This window comes from Sphingopyxis sp. QXT-31 (assembly GCF_001984035.1).
Taxonomy (GTDB): Bacteria; Pseudomonadota; Alphaproteobacteria; order Sphingomonadales; family Sphingomonadaceae; genus Sphingopyxis.
On record NZ_CP019449.1, the window covers coordinates 2,972,283 to 2,985,774 of the forward strand.

The window sequence follows — 13,492 nt, forward strand, 5'->3', positions numbered from 1 at the left end:
ATGCCGAAACCGGAGAGCTGGCGGCTGAACGCCGCCAGCTACCCCTTCCACCTCGACCTGCAGACGCGGTTCCAGGACATGGACATCAACGGCCATCTCAACAATGTGGCCTTTGCCGCGCTGTTCGAAAGCGGCCGGGTGCTGCTCAACCGTGAAATCCGCCCCTGGGCTGAGCGCCCAGAAAACGAGCGCACGATGGTCGCCGCGGTCGAGATCAATTACTTGGCCGAGGGCAACTTCCCCGACCCCGTGCAGATCGCGACGGGCATCGGCCGCCTCGGCACGTCGAGCTGGACGATCGTCCAGGCGATGTTCCAGAACGACCGCTGCATCGCGACCTGCGACACGGTGGTGGTGTGCCGCACCGACGGCGAAGCCAAACCGCTGCGGGCGGCAATGGTGAGCGAACTCGAAGCGAAGCTGGCGAAGGCGGTCTGAACTCCTTCTCCCTCGATGGGAGAAGGATTCGGAGCCTTGCGCCGAAGGCGCTAGGCGAAGTTGGATAAGGGTGATGGGGCGTCATGGCGCCTCGGTCGAGGCCGAAACCGCACCCCCACCGCTGTGACTAGGCAGCAAGCTGCCAAGTCTCGCTGCCTCCCCCATCGAGGGGGAGGGCGTAAAAATCAGAGCTTCTTGTCCGCATCGGGCACCGAGCGGATCAGGTCGCGCGCGAAGCCGATGAGCCCGATCTGGCGGCGGCGCTTCAGCCGTTCGGCGCGCAGGATCGCCATCACCTCGCCGTAGCAGCTTTCGACCGCGTCGTTGATCAGCACATAGTCATAGCCATCCCAATGGCTGATCTCGTTCGCGGCGCGCTCCATGCGCGCGGCGATCACATCGTCGCTGTCGGTCTTGCGCGCGCGGAGGCGCCGTTCGAGCTCCTCCATCGTCGGGGGCAGGACGAAGACGCGCACGACGTCGGGTCCCGCCTCCTGATACAGCTGCTGCGCGCCCTGCCAGTCGATGTCGAAGAGCACATCTTTGCCCGCGGCGAGCATCGCCTCGACCGGCGCGCGCGGGGTGCCGTAGCGGTGGCCGAAGACATGCGCCCATTCGAGGAACTCGCCGTCGGCGGCCATTTTCTTGAACGATTCGGTGTCGACGAAATGATAATGGACGCCGTCCTCCTCGCCGGGGCGCGGCGGGCGGGTGGTGGCCGAGATCGACAGCGCGATATCCTTGTCCTCCTCGAGCATCATGCGCGAGATGGTGGTCTTGCCCGCACCCGAGGGCGAGGAGAGGACGAACAACACGCCGCGGCGGTTGAGGTGGACGCTTTCAGCCATGCGGGCTAATTGCGCGAGAGACGGGCGCGGTCAAGGGGAAGGGCGACGATGATCCTGGGGGTTTCGAACAAGGGCTGGCTGGTCGCCGCGGTGTTGATCGCGATCTTCACCGCGATCCTCTTTGCCATGGGGCGCCCGCCGATCTGCCCGTGCGGTACGATCAGCCTGTGGCACGGCACGGTGCAGTCGAACCAGAACAGCCAGCAGATCTCGGACTGGTACAGCTTCAGCCATGTCATCCACGGCTTCATCTTCTTCGGCCTGTCGCGCTGGCTGATCCCCAACCGGCCCCTGTGGGTCGCGCTGGCGCTGGCGATCGGGATCGAGGCGGCGTGGGAAATCCTGGAAAATTCGCCGGTGATCATCGACCGCTACCGCGAGGTCACCATGGCCTTCGGTTATTCGGGCGATTCGATCCTCAATTCGGTAAGCGACACCTTGTTTATGATCGGCGGTTTCCTCGCCGCGAGCCGGATGAGCTGGTGGGTCACCGTCGCACTGGCCGTCGCCTTCGAGCTGTTCACGCTGTGGACGATCCGCGACAATCTGACGCTCAACGTCCTGATGCTGGTGTCGCCGGTCGAGGCGATCAAGGACTGGCAAGCGGGCGGCTAGCCCGCCCGGTCAGTGGAGCGCCGGCCGCTTGCCGTCGGCTTCGAGCGGGATCGCCGGCGGCAGCGCGTCGCCGATCGCTTCGCCATCGGTGGGCGTTTCCGACACGCCGGCATAATTGTCGACGATGCCCGCATCGGCAAGCGCGGTATCGACCGCATGCGCTTCCTCGGCTGCTTGGCGCGCCGCGGCACGGTCGGCCCATTTCTTAGTAAGATAGCCCGCCGCGCCCCAAGCCGCGATCGCGGCATAGCGTTGCGGGAAAAGGCGGCGTGCCGCGAACAACGTCGCCGCGCCGATCACCGCGCCCGCGACGGGATGCCCGCTGCCTTTCTGCCGTCCGATAGCGCTGCCGAGAACGCCGCCAACTATCCTGCCGATCATGCCCATATCTCCTTCTCCCCATCAATTCCCGGGAGGGGCGCTCGGTTCCGGCCCCAGCATTTTACGCGGATCGACGACACGGTCGAAGGTCGCAGCATCGACAGTGCCGAGCTCCAGTGCCGCCTCGCGCAAAGTCGAGCCGGTCTCGTGCGCGTGCTTCGCGATCTTCGCCGCCTTGTCGTAGCCGATCTCGGGTGCAAGCGCGGTGACCAGCATCAGCGAGCGGTTCATCAACTCGTCGATCCGGCCGCGATTGGGTTCGAGCCCGAGCACGCAATGCTCGGTGAAACCCGCCATGCCGATGGCGAGCAGTTCGATCGAGCGCAGCACGTTTGACCCGATCAGCGGCTTGAAGACGTTGAGCTCGAGATGCCCCTGCAGCCCGCCGACGGTGACCGCCTGATGGTTGCCGATGACCTGCGCCGCGACCATCGTCAGCATCTCGCACTGCGTCGGGTTGACCTTGCCCGGCATGATCGAGCTGCCCGGCTCGTTCGCGGGCAGGTCGAGTTCGCCCAGCCCCGCGCGCGGCCCCGAGCCTAAAAGGCGGATGTCGTTGGCGATCTTGGTCAGCGCGACCGCCAACGTGTTCAGCGCGCCCGAGAAGAAGACGAGCCCGTCGTTCGACGCCAGCGCCTCGAACTTGTTGCGTGCGGGTTCGAAGGCGATGCCGGTACCGCGCGACAGCTCGGCCGCCATGGCCACGTCGAAGCCCGCGGGGGCGTTGAGCCCGGTGCCGACCGCGGTGCCCCCCTGCGCCAGCTTGGCGATGTTGTGCGCCAGCGCGCCCTCGATCCGCGCGCGGCAGGCGATGAGCTGCGCGACATAGCCTGAAAATTCCTGCCCCAGGGTCAGCGGGGTCGCGTCCTGCAAATGGGTGCGGCCGATCTTGACGATATCGTCCCACGCCTCGGCCTTGGCGGTCAGCGCATCGGTGAGCACCGCCAGCGCGGGCAGCAGGCGCGCGGTCGTCTCGATCGCGACCGCGACATGCAGCGCGGTCGGGAAGCTGTCGTTCGACGACTGGCCCATGTTGACATGGTCGTTGGGGTGGACCGGCGCCTTGCCGCCGCGCTGGCCGGTCAAGGCCTCATTCGCGATCCCCGCGATCACCTCATTGGCGTTCATGTTCGACTGGGTACCGCTGCCCGTCTGCCAGATGGCAAGCGGGAATTGCGCGTCATATTCGCCCGCGATCACCTTGTCGGCCGCCGCGACGATCGCATCGGCGAAGTCGCCATCGAGCCCGTGCGCGCGATTGACCTCGGCCGCCGCGCGCTTGATCCGCGCCAGCGCATGGACGATCGGCAGCGGCATCTTTTCGTGCGCCGGGAATGCGAAATTGTGCCGGCTGCGCTCGGTCTGCGCCCCCCAATAGGCCTCGGCAGCGACCGCGATCTCGCCGATGCTGTCGCTTTCGATCCGGGTTGCCGTCATCCGATCATCATCCTCGTCGCGAGCACCGCGCTCGCCCAGGTCATCGATACCAGCGCGAGCATCTGCCAATAGCCGGTGTCGCCGATGCGCTTCCGCGCCCAGCCCGCGGCAAGCCAGACGAGCAGCAGCGCGGGGGTGAGCACCAGCAACGAGAAGCGCAGCAGGCCGTCGGCGATCTGGTTGCGGATGCCACCGCTCTGGAACAAGGCATAGCCCTCGACACCCCACCAGAAGGCGGCAGTCAGCACGACCATGCCCGCGAGGGCCCAATATTGCCAGAAGCGCGAGGGAGGCCATGGCGGAGCCACGGCGCTATCTTTTCTTGCCGAAGTCCACGGTCACGACGTTCGAGCCGTCGTCGCTGACGATGTCGGGGCGGTCGTTGTCGGCCTCGTCGTGCGGTTCGGGGGCGTCGCCGTCGTCGCTGACCTGGAATTGCAGCCCGAAATCGACCGAGGGGTCGACGAAGGCGGTGATCGACGCATAGGGTATCGTCAGGATCGACGGGGTCTGGTTGAACGACAGGCCGACGCTGAACATATTCTCCTCGACCTTCAGGTCCCAGAAGCGATTCTGCAGCACGATCGTCATTTCGTCGGGGAATTTGGCGATCAGATGCGCGGGGATATCGACCCCCGGCGCCTGCGTCTTGAAGGTGATGTAGAAATGATGCTCGCCGGGCAAGCTGTCATAGCCCTCGACCTGGCGCAGCACGCGACCGACCACGGCGCGCAGCGCGTCCTGCACGATTTCGTCATAGGGAATCAGGCTGTCGCGGACATCGTCACTCATGGGCGAGGGGGATGAACGGACGGCGCGCACCGGTCAAGGGGGGAGAGTCGCCTTGCAACGCGAAAAATAGCCTCTATGGCGTGCGCCATGCGAACCGCCACCGTCCAGCGCACGACCAAGGAAACGGATATCGCGATCACCGTCAATCTCGACGGGACGGGCGATTATTCGGTGTCCACCGGCATCGGTTTCCTCGACCATATGGTCGAGCAATTGTCGCGCCACTCGCTGATCGACATCTCGATGCAGGTGAAGGGCGACCTCCACATCGACCAGCACCACACGGTCGAGGATAGCGCGCTCGCACTCGGAGAGGCGGTGGCGAAGGCGCTCGGCGACAAGCGCGGCATCGCGCGCTACGGCGAGGCGCACGCGCCGATGGACGAGACGCTGACGCGCTGCGTGCTCGACATTTCGGGGCGCCCGCATTGCGTCTATAAATCCAGCTTCTCGCAGCCGCGCCTCGGCGAGATGGACACCGAGATGTTCCCGCACTGGTTCCACAGCTTTTCGCAGACCGCGGGCATCACGCTGCACATCGAGATGCTCTACGGCGAGAACAACCATCATATCGCCGAGAGCATGTATAAGGCATTGGCAAGGGCGCTGCGCCAGGCGGTCGCGATCGACCCGCGCAAGGGCGACGCGATTCCCAGCACGAAGGGTGTGCTCTAGGAGCCGTCCATGAGCGTCATTGCCCTGATCGACTATGGCGCGGGCAATCTTCGCTCGGTGCATAATGCGCTCGTCGCGGCGGGCGCGCAGGACGTCGCCGTCACCGCCGATCCCGATATCGTCGCCAAGGCCGACCGCATCGTGCTGCCCGGTGTCGGCGCCTTCGCAGCCTGCATGAACGGGTTGTCGGCAATCGACGGGCTGGTCGAAGCGATGGAGCGGCGCGTGCGCGGCGAGGGCGCGCCCTTCCTCGGCATCTGCGTCGGCATGCAATTGCTCGCCGATGCGGGCGAGGAGCATGGAACGCGCCAAGGGCTCGGCTGGATCGGCGGCAAGGTGCGCGCCTTCGACCCGGCGCCGGGCATCCGCATCCCGCACATGGGCTGGAATGACGTCATCCCCGCGGCCGCGCATCCGGTGATCGCCGCAGGCGAGGCCTATTATCTGCACGGCTATCATTTCGCCGATGCCGTCGATGTCGCCGCCACCAGTAGCCATGGCGCGCCCTTCGTCGCCGCGGTCGCGAAGGACAATATCGTCGGCGTCCAGTACCATCCCGAAAAAAGCCAGGCCTATGGCCTCGCAACGCTCGAAAGGTTCCTCAAGTGGCGGCCCTGACCATCTTCCCCGCGATCGACCTCAAGGGCGGGCAGGTGGTGCGGCTCGCCGAGGGCGATATGGCGCGCGCGACTGTGTATGGCGACGACCCTGCGGCGCAGGCGCGTCTCTTCGCTGCGGCGGGTTCGGACCATCTCCACGTCGTCGATCTCGACGGCGCTTTCGCGGGGGCGAGCGTCAACGGCGCCGCGGTCGAGAGCATCGTCGCGGCCTTCCCCGGCAAGGTGCAGGTCGGCGGCGGCATCCGGAATCGCGAAGGCGTCGACCGCTGGCTCGCGCTCGGGGTCGAGCGCGTGATCATCGGTACCGCGGCGCTCAAGGATCCCGAATTCGTGAAGTCCGCCGCGCGCGACCTGCCCGGCCGCATCGTCGTCGGGGTCGACGCGCGTGACGGCATGGTCGCGACCGAGGGCTGGGCCGACGTCTCCGACGTGCGGGTCGAGGATCTCGCGCGCCGCTTCGAGGATGCCGGCGTCGCCGCTTTGCTCTTCACCGACGTCGGCCGCGACGGGCTGCTCAAGGGCTGCAATGTCGAGGCGACGGTGGCGCTCGCCAAAGCCGTGACCATTCCGGTGATCGCCAGCGGCGGGGTCGCCGACATCGGCGACATCCACGCGCTCCGCCCCCATGTCGCCGACGGCATCGAAGGCGTGATCACCGGCCGCGCGCTCTACGACGGGCGGCTCGATCTCGCCGAAGCGATTGCGGTGGGACGCGGATGAGAAACACTCCCACTTCCGTTAGTGTCGAGCGTAGTCGAGACACGTCCTGGCTGGGCGCCTTGCTTCGGCGTGTCTCGACTTCGCTCGACACAAACGGGGTCGAGAGGCTGGGTTCGTGACCGTCCGCGTCCGCGTCATCCCCTGCCTCGACGTCGCCGAAGGGCGCGTCGTCAAAGGCGTCAATTTCGTTGACCTGCGCGACGCCGGCGACCCGGTCGAGGCCGCGCGCGCCTATGACGCCGCGGGCGCCGACGAGCTCTGCTTCCTCGACATCAGCGCGACGCACCAAGGCCGCGGCACCCTGCTCGACATGGTGAGCCGCACCGCCGCGGTCTGCTTCATGCCGCTCACCGTCGGCGGCGGGGTGCGCAGCGCCGAGGATGCCCGCGCGCTGCTGCTCGCGGGTGCCGACAAGGTCGCGGTGAACAGCGCCGCGGTGACGCGGCCCGAACTCGTCGCCGACATCGCCGACCGCTTCGGCAGCCAGTGCGCCGTCGGCAGCATCGACGCGCGGCGGGTTGCGGACGGCCGCTGGGAAATCTTCACCCATGGCGGGCGCAAGCCGACCGGGGTCGATGCGCTGGGGCATGCCGTCCGCTTGGCCGAGCTTGGCGCGGGCGAACTGCTCGTGACCAGCATGGACCGCGACGGCACCAAGGACGGCTACGACCTCGCGCTCACCCGCGCGATTGCCGATGCCGTCAGCGTCCCGGTGATCGCCTCGGGCGGCGTCGGCCATCTCGACCACCTCGTCGCCGGCGTGATCGAGGGCGGCGCGAGCGCGGTGCTCGCCGCGAGCATCTTCCACTTCGGCGAAGCAACGATCGCCGACGCCCACGCACGCCTCGCCGCCGCGGGATTGCCGGTGCGCGCGCATTAATCGACCCGCGGGGGTGGCGCCGCGGGAATCGGCCTGCAATAGAAGGCCGATGACCTCGAAACTCCGCCTCGCCGACCGCACCAACGACATCTTCCCGATCCTCGGCTTCGTCGCCGCGCTGGCGAGCTTCGCGATGCCGCTCAATTCCTGGCTGGTCGCGATCATCCTGATGGGCGCGGTCGTCGCGGCGGTGCATCATGCCGAGGTCATCGCGCACCGCGTCGGCGAGCCCTTCGGCACGCTGATCCTCGCGCTCGCGGTGACGGTGATCGAGGTCGGGCTGATCCTGACACTGATGCAGGCCGAGCCCGAAAAGGCGCAGACGCTGGCGCGCGACACGGTGTTCGCGGCGGTGATGGTGATCGTGAATCTGATTCTCGGCCTTTGCCTGCTCAGCGGTGCGATCCGCCATCACGAACAGCGCTTCCAGCGCACCGGCATGGGTGCCGCGCTGGCGACTCTCACCGTGCTCACCGTGGTGACGCTGGTGCTCCCCAATTTTACCTCCAGCGCGCCGGGCTCCTTTTATTCGCCGGTCCAACTGGGTTTCGTCGCGGCGGTATCGCTGATCCTCTATGCGACCTTCGCGCTGGTGCAGACGGTGCGTCACCGCGATTATTTCCTGCCCGAAGCGGACCTCGATGCCGATGGCGACGGCGAGCCCGACAACCACGCCGCCCCGCCGACCGTTCAACGCACGGCAATCTCCGGCGCGCTGCTGCTGGCCAGCCTGTTCGCGGTCGTCCTGCTCGCCAAGAACCTGTCGCCGGTGATGGGCGCGCTGCTATCGGACTGGGGCGCGCCGCCCGCGGTGCTCGGCGTGCTGATCGCCGCGCTGATCCTCGCGCCCGAGGGGTTGGCGGCGGTGCGCGCGGCGAAGGCGGACCGCCTCCAGACCAGCCTCAACCTCGCTTTGGGTTCGGCGCTCGCGACGATCGGCCTCACCATTCCGGCGGTCGCGATCCTGTCGATCGTCACCGACCTGCCGATCAGCCTCGGCCTCGACGCCAAATCGACCGTGCTGCTGTTCCTGTCGCTGATCGTGGCGTCGCAGACGCTGGCGAACGGACGGACGACGGTGCTCCAGGGGGTGATCCACCTGATGCTGTTCGCGATCTATCTGTTCACGACGTTTGTGCCATGAACGGTGGTTGAGGATCCCAAGTTGGGCCGAAAATATTTCACGCAAAGACGCAAAGGCACAAAGAAGAAGGGCGTCGATAGCGCCCGCCGCGCGATCTCGCGCCGGAGGCGCAATCAAAGGAATACAAGGTTGAACGGCGCTTCGCGCCAATCAACTTCATCCTTCCGACCTTCTTCGTGCCTTTGCGCCTTTGCGTGAAACAAAATAGCGCGCCCTCGCCTCATAACACGACGCCCTTATGGCGCTCAGGTCTTGCGAACGAACACCGTCCCCGCGCTATAGCCCGCACCGAACGAACAGATCAGCCCCGTATCCCCCGCCGCCATATCCTCGTGGTTGAGGTGGAAGGCGATGATCGAGCCCGCGCTCGACGTATTGCCATAGGTGTCGAGCACCGTCGGGCTCTCGTCCTCGCTCGCCTCATGGCCGAGCACGCGCTGCGCGATCAGGCGGTTCATGTTGGTGTTCGCCTGGTGCAGCCACAGCCGCCGCATGTCGGCGCCTTCCAGCCCCAGTAGCTCCATCTGCTCGACGATCAGGTTCGCGACCCACGGCACGACTTCCTTGAACACCTTGCGGCCTTCCTGGACGAACAATTTGTCGCTCTTCGGTCCGTCCTGGTCGATCCCGCCATGGCCGCGGTTGAGGAAACCGAAATTGTTGCGGATGTTGTTCGAGAATTGCGTCTTGAGCTTCGTGCCGAGGATGTCCCAATGCCCCGCCGGCGCGATATCCTTGTCCTCGACCAGGATCGCCGTCGCGACGTCGCCGAAGATGAAATGGCTGTCGCGGTCGCGCCAGTTCAAATGCCCCGAACAGATCTCGGGGTTCACCACCAGCACGCTCTTCGCATGCCCCGCGCGGATATAGTCGGCGGCGGTCTGGATGCCGAAGGTCGCCGACGAGCAGGCGACGTTCATGTCGAACCCGAAGCCGTCGATCCCCAGCGCGTCCTGGATCTCGACCGCCATCGCGGGATAGGGCCGCTGCATGTTCGACGCCGCGCACAGCACCGCATCGACGTCGGCGGCATCGCGCCCGGCGCGCGCCAGCGCATCCTTCGCCGCGGCGACGCCGATCTCGGCGAGCAGGGAAATCTCCTCATTGGGCCGCGCCTCGATGCGCGGCGCCATATGCGCGGGATCGAGGATGCCCGACTTGTCGACGACGAAGCGCGAGCCGATGCCGCTCGCCTTTTCGATGAATTCGACGCTCGACTCGGTCAGCTCGGCGACGTCGCCATTTGCGATAGCCTGCGCATTTTCTCTATTGTGCAGCGCAACATACTGGTTAAAACTGGCGACAAGTTCTTCGTTGGAGATGGCTTCGGCGGGGGTGAAAAGGCCGGTGGACGAAATGACCGGCTGCGGTGCGTGCGACATGGGTGTCCCTGCGTGTTTTGTTCTGCTGCACGTAGATTAGGCCCCCGCGCGGCGCGGCGCAACGCCCCAGCGATTGCTGAACATTCTCCGACACCATGGTTAACCCGCCACTAACCATTTTGGTGGCAGACTGTCAGATGCAGGCCTCCGGGGGGATGGCTCCCCGGGCGCCGTGCGGGAGCATGACCATGGCGACGCGTTCGGGACCGGCAGCGGGCGATCTGTCGATTGCGGAAATCAAGGAATTTGCGGCTTTCCCTGCGGCGACGCAGCGCTACATCCGCCGCTCGCTCGACATCGGGCTCGAGCGCGACGACGCGATCGCGCGCTGGTCGCGCGACATGGTCGAGGAGACCGCGATCCGCGTCCAGGCGCGCGTGTATCAGCGGATCACCGAGATTCGCGCGCATATCCCCGACGACAGCGGGCTCGACGCGCTCGAACATTTCATGGCGCCGCTCGTCGCGGTGTCGGCCTTCGACCTCGGACAGGACCGCCTGCCGGGCTTCGCGTCGTACCGTTTCTTGTACGAGCGGCTGCTCGGCGCGCACGCGCGGCCGTGGCTGCCGGGCGCCTTCTGCGCGGCGGCGTCCTTGCCGCACCTCCACCCCGACAAGCGCAAGATATTGCTCCAGTCGATCAGCGAAGCCGCCGCGACCGCGCCGGGCTGGTCGGCGCGCGAGCCGAGCTTCTACCCCGAGTGGGTCGAAAAGATCGACGAGACCAAGCCGGCGAATTGAACGGGGCGTCCGCCGGGAAGCAAAGACCTTCCCCTATGTCCGTTTGTCGAGCGAAGTCGAGACACGTGAAGACGTGCGCAAACTCGGCGTGTCTCGACTTCGCTCGACACAAGCGGGATTTTATAGGGCGGCTTTTCGGCAATCGCCTTCCAACCCACGAAAAAGCCCTCCCGCCGGGGTCGCATCGGCGGGAGGGCTGTCCCAGGCGGCCGGAGGGCCGGCCCGGGGACCTCGATTTCGGAGGCTCAGCAGCGGCAGCGGCTGGCCGCCTCGCGCACCTTCTGCACCGCGGGCAGCAGCAGGCCGATCAGGACCTGTAATGGCCCGGCGCTGATCGTCATGCCGCTCGACGGCTGCGCCGACTGCGCCATGGCGGGGGTGGCCGAGAGCGCCACGGTCAGCGCGAGCACGGGAGCGAGGATCATCTTCTTGGTCATCTTGGGTCTTCCTTCTGTTCGGTTCAAAGTCTGTGTTCGGTTTTGAAACTGGCTCGGGGCGTTCCCGATGAGCTGCTTATGGCGACGCGCGCGCTGGCCGACCGTGAGCGAAATCACTGGCCCCGAAAAATTTTCACAGGCCTGTGACAGAAAAGGGAAAGAAAATTCGCCTTAGCGAATCGCGGTCGATCGTGCGCCGTGAATCACCCGCGCTTGAGCCGCACCAGCGCCGCGTCGAGCGCTTGCAGGAAGGCCGACCGGTCGGCTTTTGAGAAGGGCGGCGGCCCGCCCATACCGTCGCCCATGCCCGCGCGCAGGTCGGCCATGATCGCGCGCGTCGCGATCGCAGGGCCGATCGACGCGGGTGTGAAGGGCTTGCCCGTCGGCGCGAGCACCGTTGCCCCCGCCTTCAGCGCGCGATCGGCGAGCAGGATGTCGGCGGTCACCACGATGCACCGCGCATGCGCCGCCTCGGCGATCCAGTCGTCGGCGGCGTCGAAGCCGTCGGACACCACCACGCGCTCGATCAGTGGGTGGTCGGGCACGCGCAGCCGGCTGTTGCTGACGATCTTCACCGGCACCTCGTGCCGCCACGCGACCTTGTAGATTTCGTCCTTCACCGGGCAGGCGTCGGCGTCGACGAGGATGACGGGCGGGGCCGTCACACCGCGTCCCCCGGCCGACACCGCCGCCTTATTTCTTCATATTGTCGAGCCCCGCGACCACGCCGGTCTTGGTCGACGGATTGCTGGCGTTGGGCTTTTTGGGCTTTTCGGCCTTGGGTTTGCGGACTTCGCGGTTCGTTTTCTTCTGCCCTTTGGCCATGATCAATACCTTGGAGGCGGCGGACGCCGTTGCCCGTCGCCGGCGACCCTAGGCGCAACGGCGCCGCGCGTCGCCTGTTTCCGGCGCGCCCGCTCATGCCGACACTCCATCCCAGAGCAGTTTCGCGCCGAGTAGCACCATCAGGACATAGACGATCACATAGAAGCGCGCGGGGTTCATGCGTTTGAGCCAGCGCACCGTCAGCAAGGTACTGACGATCGCGAGCGGCATCAGCAGCAGCGCCGCGACCACCACCTCGTGCGGAAAGGCGCCGAGCGCCAGATAGGCGGGCACCTTCATCCAGTTTATAGCCGCGAACAGGATCGAGCTCGTCCCGATGAAGACGAGATGCGGCAGGCGGCGCGGGGTCACCCACATCTGGAACGGCGGCCCGCCGGCGTGCGCGATCTGGCTGGTGAGGCCGGTCGCGATCCCGAACAGGCTGCCGACCCAGCCCGGCGAGGTCGACGGTGCGACGACACGCCCGCCGCGCTCGACCCACAGGCGATAGAGGCCGAAGAGCATGGTGATCCCGCCGAGTGCCGCCATCAGCTGCGCCTCATTGACTTGCTCCGCGAAATAATAGCCGGCGAAGATGCCGACCGCCGCGCCGGGCAGCATCCAGCCGATGATCCACCCGTCCCACGTCTGGCGGAACGACCAGACGCTGACGACGTCCTGCACGATCAGGATCGGCAGCAGCAGCGCCGCCGCGGTCGCGGGCGGCAGCACCAGCGCGGCAAGCGGGGTCGCGAGCGCGCCGACCCCGGCGAGTCCGCCCTTCGCCATGCCGAGCAGCACCACCGCGACGATCAATATCGCCAGCGTCACCGGATCGGCCAAGATGCTCATGCGTCGGGCATCTCGGGCAATTGCCAGTCGATCGTCCCGCGCCCGTTGGCCGACAGGAAGGCGTTGGCTTGGCTGAACGGCTTCGATCCGAAAAAGCCGTTGTGCGCCGACAAGGGCGAGGGATGCGGCGCGCGCAGGATCAGGTGCGGGCTCCCCGCCCCCAGCCCCGGCACGTCGGCGGCCTTGCGCTGCGCGTGGCTGCCCCACAGGATGAAGACCTTGGGCGCCGGATCGGCGGCGACCGCCGCGACCGCGGCGTCGGTGAAACGCTCCCAGCCGCGCTTCTGGTGCGACGCCGCCATGCCCGCCTCGACCGTCAGCACATTGTTGAGCAGCAGCACGCCCTGATCGGCCCAATGTTTCAAATAGCCGTGTCGCGCCGGGGGGATGCCCAGGTCGTCGCGCATTTCCTTGTAGATATTGACCAGGCTCGGCGGCGTCCGCACCCCGGGCTGCACCGAGAAGCAGAGCCCATGCGCCTGATCGGCGCCATGATAGGGGTCCTGCCCCAGGATCACGACGCGGACCTCGCTTGGCGGGGTCGCGTCGAGCGCCGCGAACCAGTCGCGCGGCTTGGGATAGATGGTCTTGCCCTTCGCGCGCTCGCCGGCGAGGAACGCCTTCAACTGTACCATATAAGGCAAATCGAACTCGCCGCCGATGCGCGCGAGCCAGTCGGGATGAAGCTTGACCTCGGCCATGCCGA

The 13,492-nt window shown here is 66.6% G+C and carries 19 protein-coding genes; 8 read left to right on the forward strand and 11 right to left on the reverse strand.

The genetic code is table 11. From position 1 onward, the window contains the following. Positions 1-438 carry an acyl-CoA thioesterase gene (locus BWQ93_RS14330; RefSeq protein WP_077031141.1) on the forward strand — a complete coding sequence of 146 codons (438 nt, stop codon included), beginning with the start codon at positions 1-3 and terminating at the stop codon, positions 436-438. A gap of 185 nt (positions 439-623) precedes the next feature. On the opposite strand, the gene gmk is transcribed toward BWQ93_RS14330, so the two are convergent. Then, the gene (gene gmk / locus BWQ93_RS14335) at positions 624-1,286 is read right to left on the reverse strand and encodes a guanylate kinase (protein WP_077031142.1); all 663 of its coding nucleotides are present in this window, start codon (positions 1,284-1,286) and stop codon (positions 624-626) included. 48 nt (positions 1,287-1,334) lie between these two features. On the opposite strand from gmk, the gene BWQ93_RS14340 reads away from it, so the two are divergent. Next, positions 1,335-1,901, forward strand: a complete 567-nt coding sequence (locus BWQ93_RS14340) for a DUF2585 domain-containing protein (RefSeq protein ID WP_077031143.1) — start codon at positions 1,335-1,337, stop codon at positions 1,899-1,901. 9 nt (positions 1,902-1,910) lie between these two features. On the opposite strand, the gene BWQ93_RS14345 is transcribed toward BWQ93_RS14340, so the two are convergent. Genes BWQ93_RS14345 through BWQ93_RS14360 form a run of 4 tightly spaced genes read right to left on the reverse strand, consistent with a single transcriptional unit; the run spans position 1,911 to position 4,511 of the window. Then, a complete protein-coding gene (locus BWQ93_RS14345; protein ID WP_232314616.1) occupies positions 1,911-2,282 on the reverse strand; it encodes a hypothetical protein in 372 nt (123 codons plus the stop codon). Positions 2,283-2,303: 21 nt separating this feature from the next. Beyond that, positions 2,304-3,719, reverse strand: a complete 1,416-nt coding sequence (gene fumC, locus BWQ93_RS14350) for a class II fumarate hydratase (RefSeq protein WP_077031145.1) — start codon at positions 3,717-3,719, stop codon at positions 2,304-2,306. Further along, complete coding sequence (locus BWQ93_RS14355) at positions 3,716-4,027, reverse strand: hypothetical protein (protein ID WP_077031146.1); 312 nt, start codon at positions 4,025-4,027, stop codon at positions 3,716-3,718. Before BWQ93_RS14355 ends, fumC begins: the two co-directional genes overlap by 4 nt. Before the next feature lie 4 nt (positions 4,028-4,031). Continuing rightward, a complete protein-coding gene (locus tag BWQ93_RS14360) occupies positions 4,032-4,511 on the reverse strand; it encodes an SspB family protein (protein WP_077031147.1) in 480 nt (159 codons plus the stop codon). A gap of 87 nt (positions 4,512-4,598) precedes the next feature. Between BWQ93_RS14360 and hisB the strand changes: the two genes are divergently transcribed. The 5 genes from hisB to BWQ93_RS14385 all read left to right on the forward strand — a co-directional run bounded on the left by hisB (position 4,599) and on the right by BWQ93_RS14385 (position 8,550). Continuing rightward, positions 4,599-5,186 (forward strand): imidazoleglycerol-phosphate dehydratase HisB, encoded by a 588-nt coding sequence (gene hisB / locus BWQ93_RS14365; protein ID WP_077031148.1) that lies wholly within the window; start codon positions 4,599-4,601, stop codon positions 5,184-5,186. 9 nt (positions 5,187-5,195) lie between these two features. Beyond that, positions 5,196-5,804 (forward strand): imidazole glycerol phosphate synthase subunit HisH, encoded by a 609-nt coding sequence (hisH, locus tag BWQ93_RS14370; RefSeq protein ID WP_077031149.1) that lies wholly within the window; start codon positions 5,196-5,198, stop codon positions 5,802-5,804. Further along, positions 5,792-6,526, forward strand: a complete 735-nt coding sequence (gene hisA / locus BWQ93_RS14375; RefSeq protein ID WP_077031150.1) for a 1-(5-phosphoribosyl)-5-[(5-phosphoribosylamino)methylideneamino]imidazole-4-carboxamide isomerase — start codon at positions 5,792-5,794, stop codon at positions 6,524-6,526. Before hisH ends, hisA begins: the two co-directional genes overlap by 13 nt. A gap of 115 nt (positions 6,527-6,641) precedes the next feature. Continuing rightward, on the forward strand, positions 6,642-7,406 hold the full coding sequence (gene hisF, locus BWQ93_RS14380; RefSeq protein ID WP_077031151.1) for an imidazole glycerol phosphate synthase subunit HisF: 765 nt from the start codon (positions 6,642-6,644) through the stop codon (positions 7,404-7,406). Between the two features lie 49 nt (positions 7,407-7,455). Continuing rightward, complete coding sequence (locus BWQ93_RS14385) at positions 7,456-8,550, forward strand: calcium:proton antiporter (protein WP_077031152.1); 1,095 nt, start codon at positions 7,456-7,458, stop codon at positions 8,548-8,550. A 245-nt stretch (positions 8,551-8,795) separates the two neighbouring features. Here the strand turns inward: BWQ93_RS14385 and BWQ93_RS14390 are convergent, their stop codons facing one another. Continuing rightward, a complete protein-coding gene (locus BWQ93_RS14390; RefSeq protein WP_077031153.1) occupies positions 8,796-9,932 on the reverse strand; it encodes a beta-ketoacyl-ACP synthase III in 1,137 nt (378 codons plus the stop codon). A gap of 188 nt (positions 9,933-10,120) precedes the next feature. Between BWQ93_RS14390 and BWQ93_RS14395 the strand changes: the two genes are divergently transcribed. Next, a complete protein-coding gene (locus BWQ93_RS14395; protein ID WP_077031154.1) occupies positions 10,121-10,672 on the forward strand; it encodes a hypothetical protein in 552 nt (183 codons plus the stop codon). Between the two features lie 245 nt (positions 10,673-10,917). Here the strand turns inward: BWQ93_RS14395 and BWQ93_RS14400 are convergent, their stop codons facing one another. From BWQ93_RS14400 to ung, 5 genes are all read right to left on the reverse strand, one after another. After that, positions 10,918-11,109, reverse strand: a complete 192-nt coding sequence (locus BWQ93_RS14400) for a hypothetical protein (protein ID WP_077031155.1) — start codon at positions 11,107-11,109, stop codon at positions 10,918-10,920. 203 nt (positions 11,110-11,312) lie between these two features. Beyond that, positions 11,313-11,774 carry a YaiI/YqxD family protein gene (locus tag BWQ93_RS14405; RefSeq protein ID WP_077032431.1) on the reverse strand — a complete coding sequence of 154 codons (462 nt, stop codon included), beginning with the start codon at positions 11,772-11,774 and terminating at the stop codon, positions 11,313-11,315. Positions 11,775-11,802: 28 nt separating this feature from the next. Continuing rightward, positions 11,803-11,934 (reverse strand): hypothetical protein, encoded by a 132-nt coding sequence (locus BWQ93_RS21395; RefSeq protein WP_257787749.1) that lies wholly within the window; start codon positions 11,932-11,934, stop codon positions 11,803-11,805. Positions 11,935-12,027: 93 nt separating this feature from the next. Next, positions 12,028-12,786: a sulfite exporter TauE/SafE family protein gene (locus BWQ93_RS14410; protein WP_077031156.1), complete on the reverse strand. Its 759-nt coding sequence runs from the start codon at positions 12,784-12,786 to the stop codon at positions 12,028-12,030. Continuing rightward, positions 12,783-13,487, reverse strand: a complete 705-nt coding sequence (ung, locus tag BWQ93_RS14415; RefSeq protein WP_077031157.1) for a uracil-DNA glycosylase — start codon at positions 13,485-13,487, stop codon at positions 12,783-12,785. The genes BWQ93_RS14410 and ung overlap by 4 nt, the downstream gene beginning before the upstream one ends. Positions 13,488-13,492: the final 5 nt, after the last annotated feature.

Excerpts from the sequence above, each read along its gene's own strand:
- BWQ93_RS14330 (WP_077031141.1), top strand. The coding sequence starts at position 1 with ATGCCGAAACCGGAGAGCTGGCGGCTGAACGCCGCCAGCTACCCCTTC.
- gmk (WP_077031142.1), bottom strand. The coding sequence starts at position 1,286 with ATGGCTGAAAGCGTCCACCTCAACCGCCGCGGCGTGTTGTTCGTCCTC.
- BWQ93_RS14340 (WP_077031143.1), top strand. The coding sequence starts at position 1,335 with ATGATCCTGGGGGTTTCGAACAAGGGCTGGCTGGTCGCCGCGGTGTTG.
- BWQ93_RS14345 (WP_232314616.1), bottom strand. The coding sequence starts at position 2,282 with ATGATCGGCAGGATAGTTGGCGGCGTTCTCGGCAGCGCTATCGGACGG.
- fumC (WP_077031145.1), bottom strand. The coding sequence starts at position 3,719 with ATGACGGCAACCCGGATCGAAAGCGACAGCATCGGCGAGATCGCGGTC.
- BWQ93_RS14360 (WP_077031147.1), bottom strand. The coding sequence starts at position 4,511 with ATGAGTGACGATGTCCGCGACAGCCTGATTCCCTATGACGAAATCGTG.
- hisB (WP_077031148.1), top strand. The coding sequence starts at position 4,599 with ATGCGAACCGCCACCGTCCAGCGCACGACCAAGGAAACGGATATCGCG.
- hisH (WP_077031149.1), top strand. The coding sequence starts at position 5,196 with ATGAGCGTCATTGCCCTGATCGACTATGGCGCGGGCAATCTTCGCTCG.
- BWQ93_RS14385 (WP_077031152.1), top strand. The coding sequence starts at position 7,456 with ATGACCTCGAAACTCCGCCTCGCCGACCGCACCAACGACATCTTCCCG.
- BWQ93_RS14390 (WP_077031153.1), bottom strand. The coding sequence starts at position 9,932 with ATGTCGCACGCACCGCAGCCGGTCATTTCGTCCACCGGCCTTTTCACC.
- BWQ93_RS14395 (WP_077031154.1), top strand. The coding sequence starts at position 10,121 with ATGGCGACGCGTTCGGGACCGGCAGCGGGCGATCTGTCGATTGCGGAA.
- BWQ93_RS14400 (WP_077031155.1), bottom strand. The coding sequence starts at position 11,109 with ATGACCAAGAAGATGATCCTCGCTCCCGTGCTCGCGCTGACCGTGGCG.
- BWQ93_RS21395 (WP_257787749.1), bottom strand. The coding sequence starts at position 11,934 with ATGGCCAAAGGGCAGAAGAAAACGAACCGCGAAGTCCGCAAACCCAAG.
- BWQ93_RS14410 (WP_077031156.1), bottom strand. The coding sequence starts at position 12,786 with ATGAGCATCTTGGCCGATCCGGTGACGCTGGCGATATTGATCGTCGCG.
- ung (WP_077031157.1), bottom strand. The coding sequence starts at position 13,487 with ATGGCCGAGGTCAAGCTTCATCCCGACTGGCTCGCGCGCATCGGCGGC.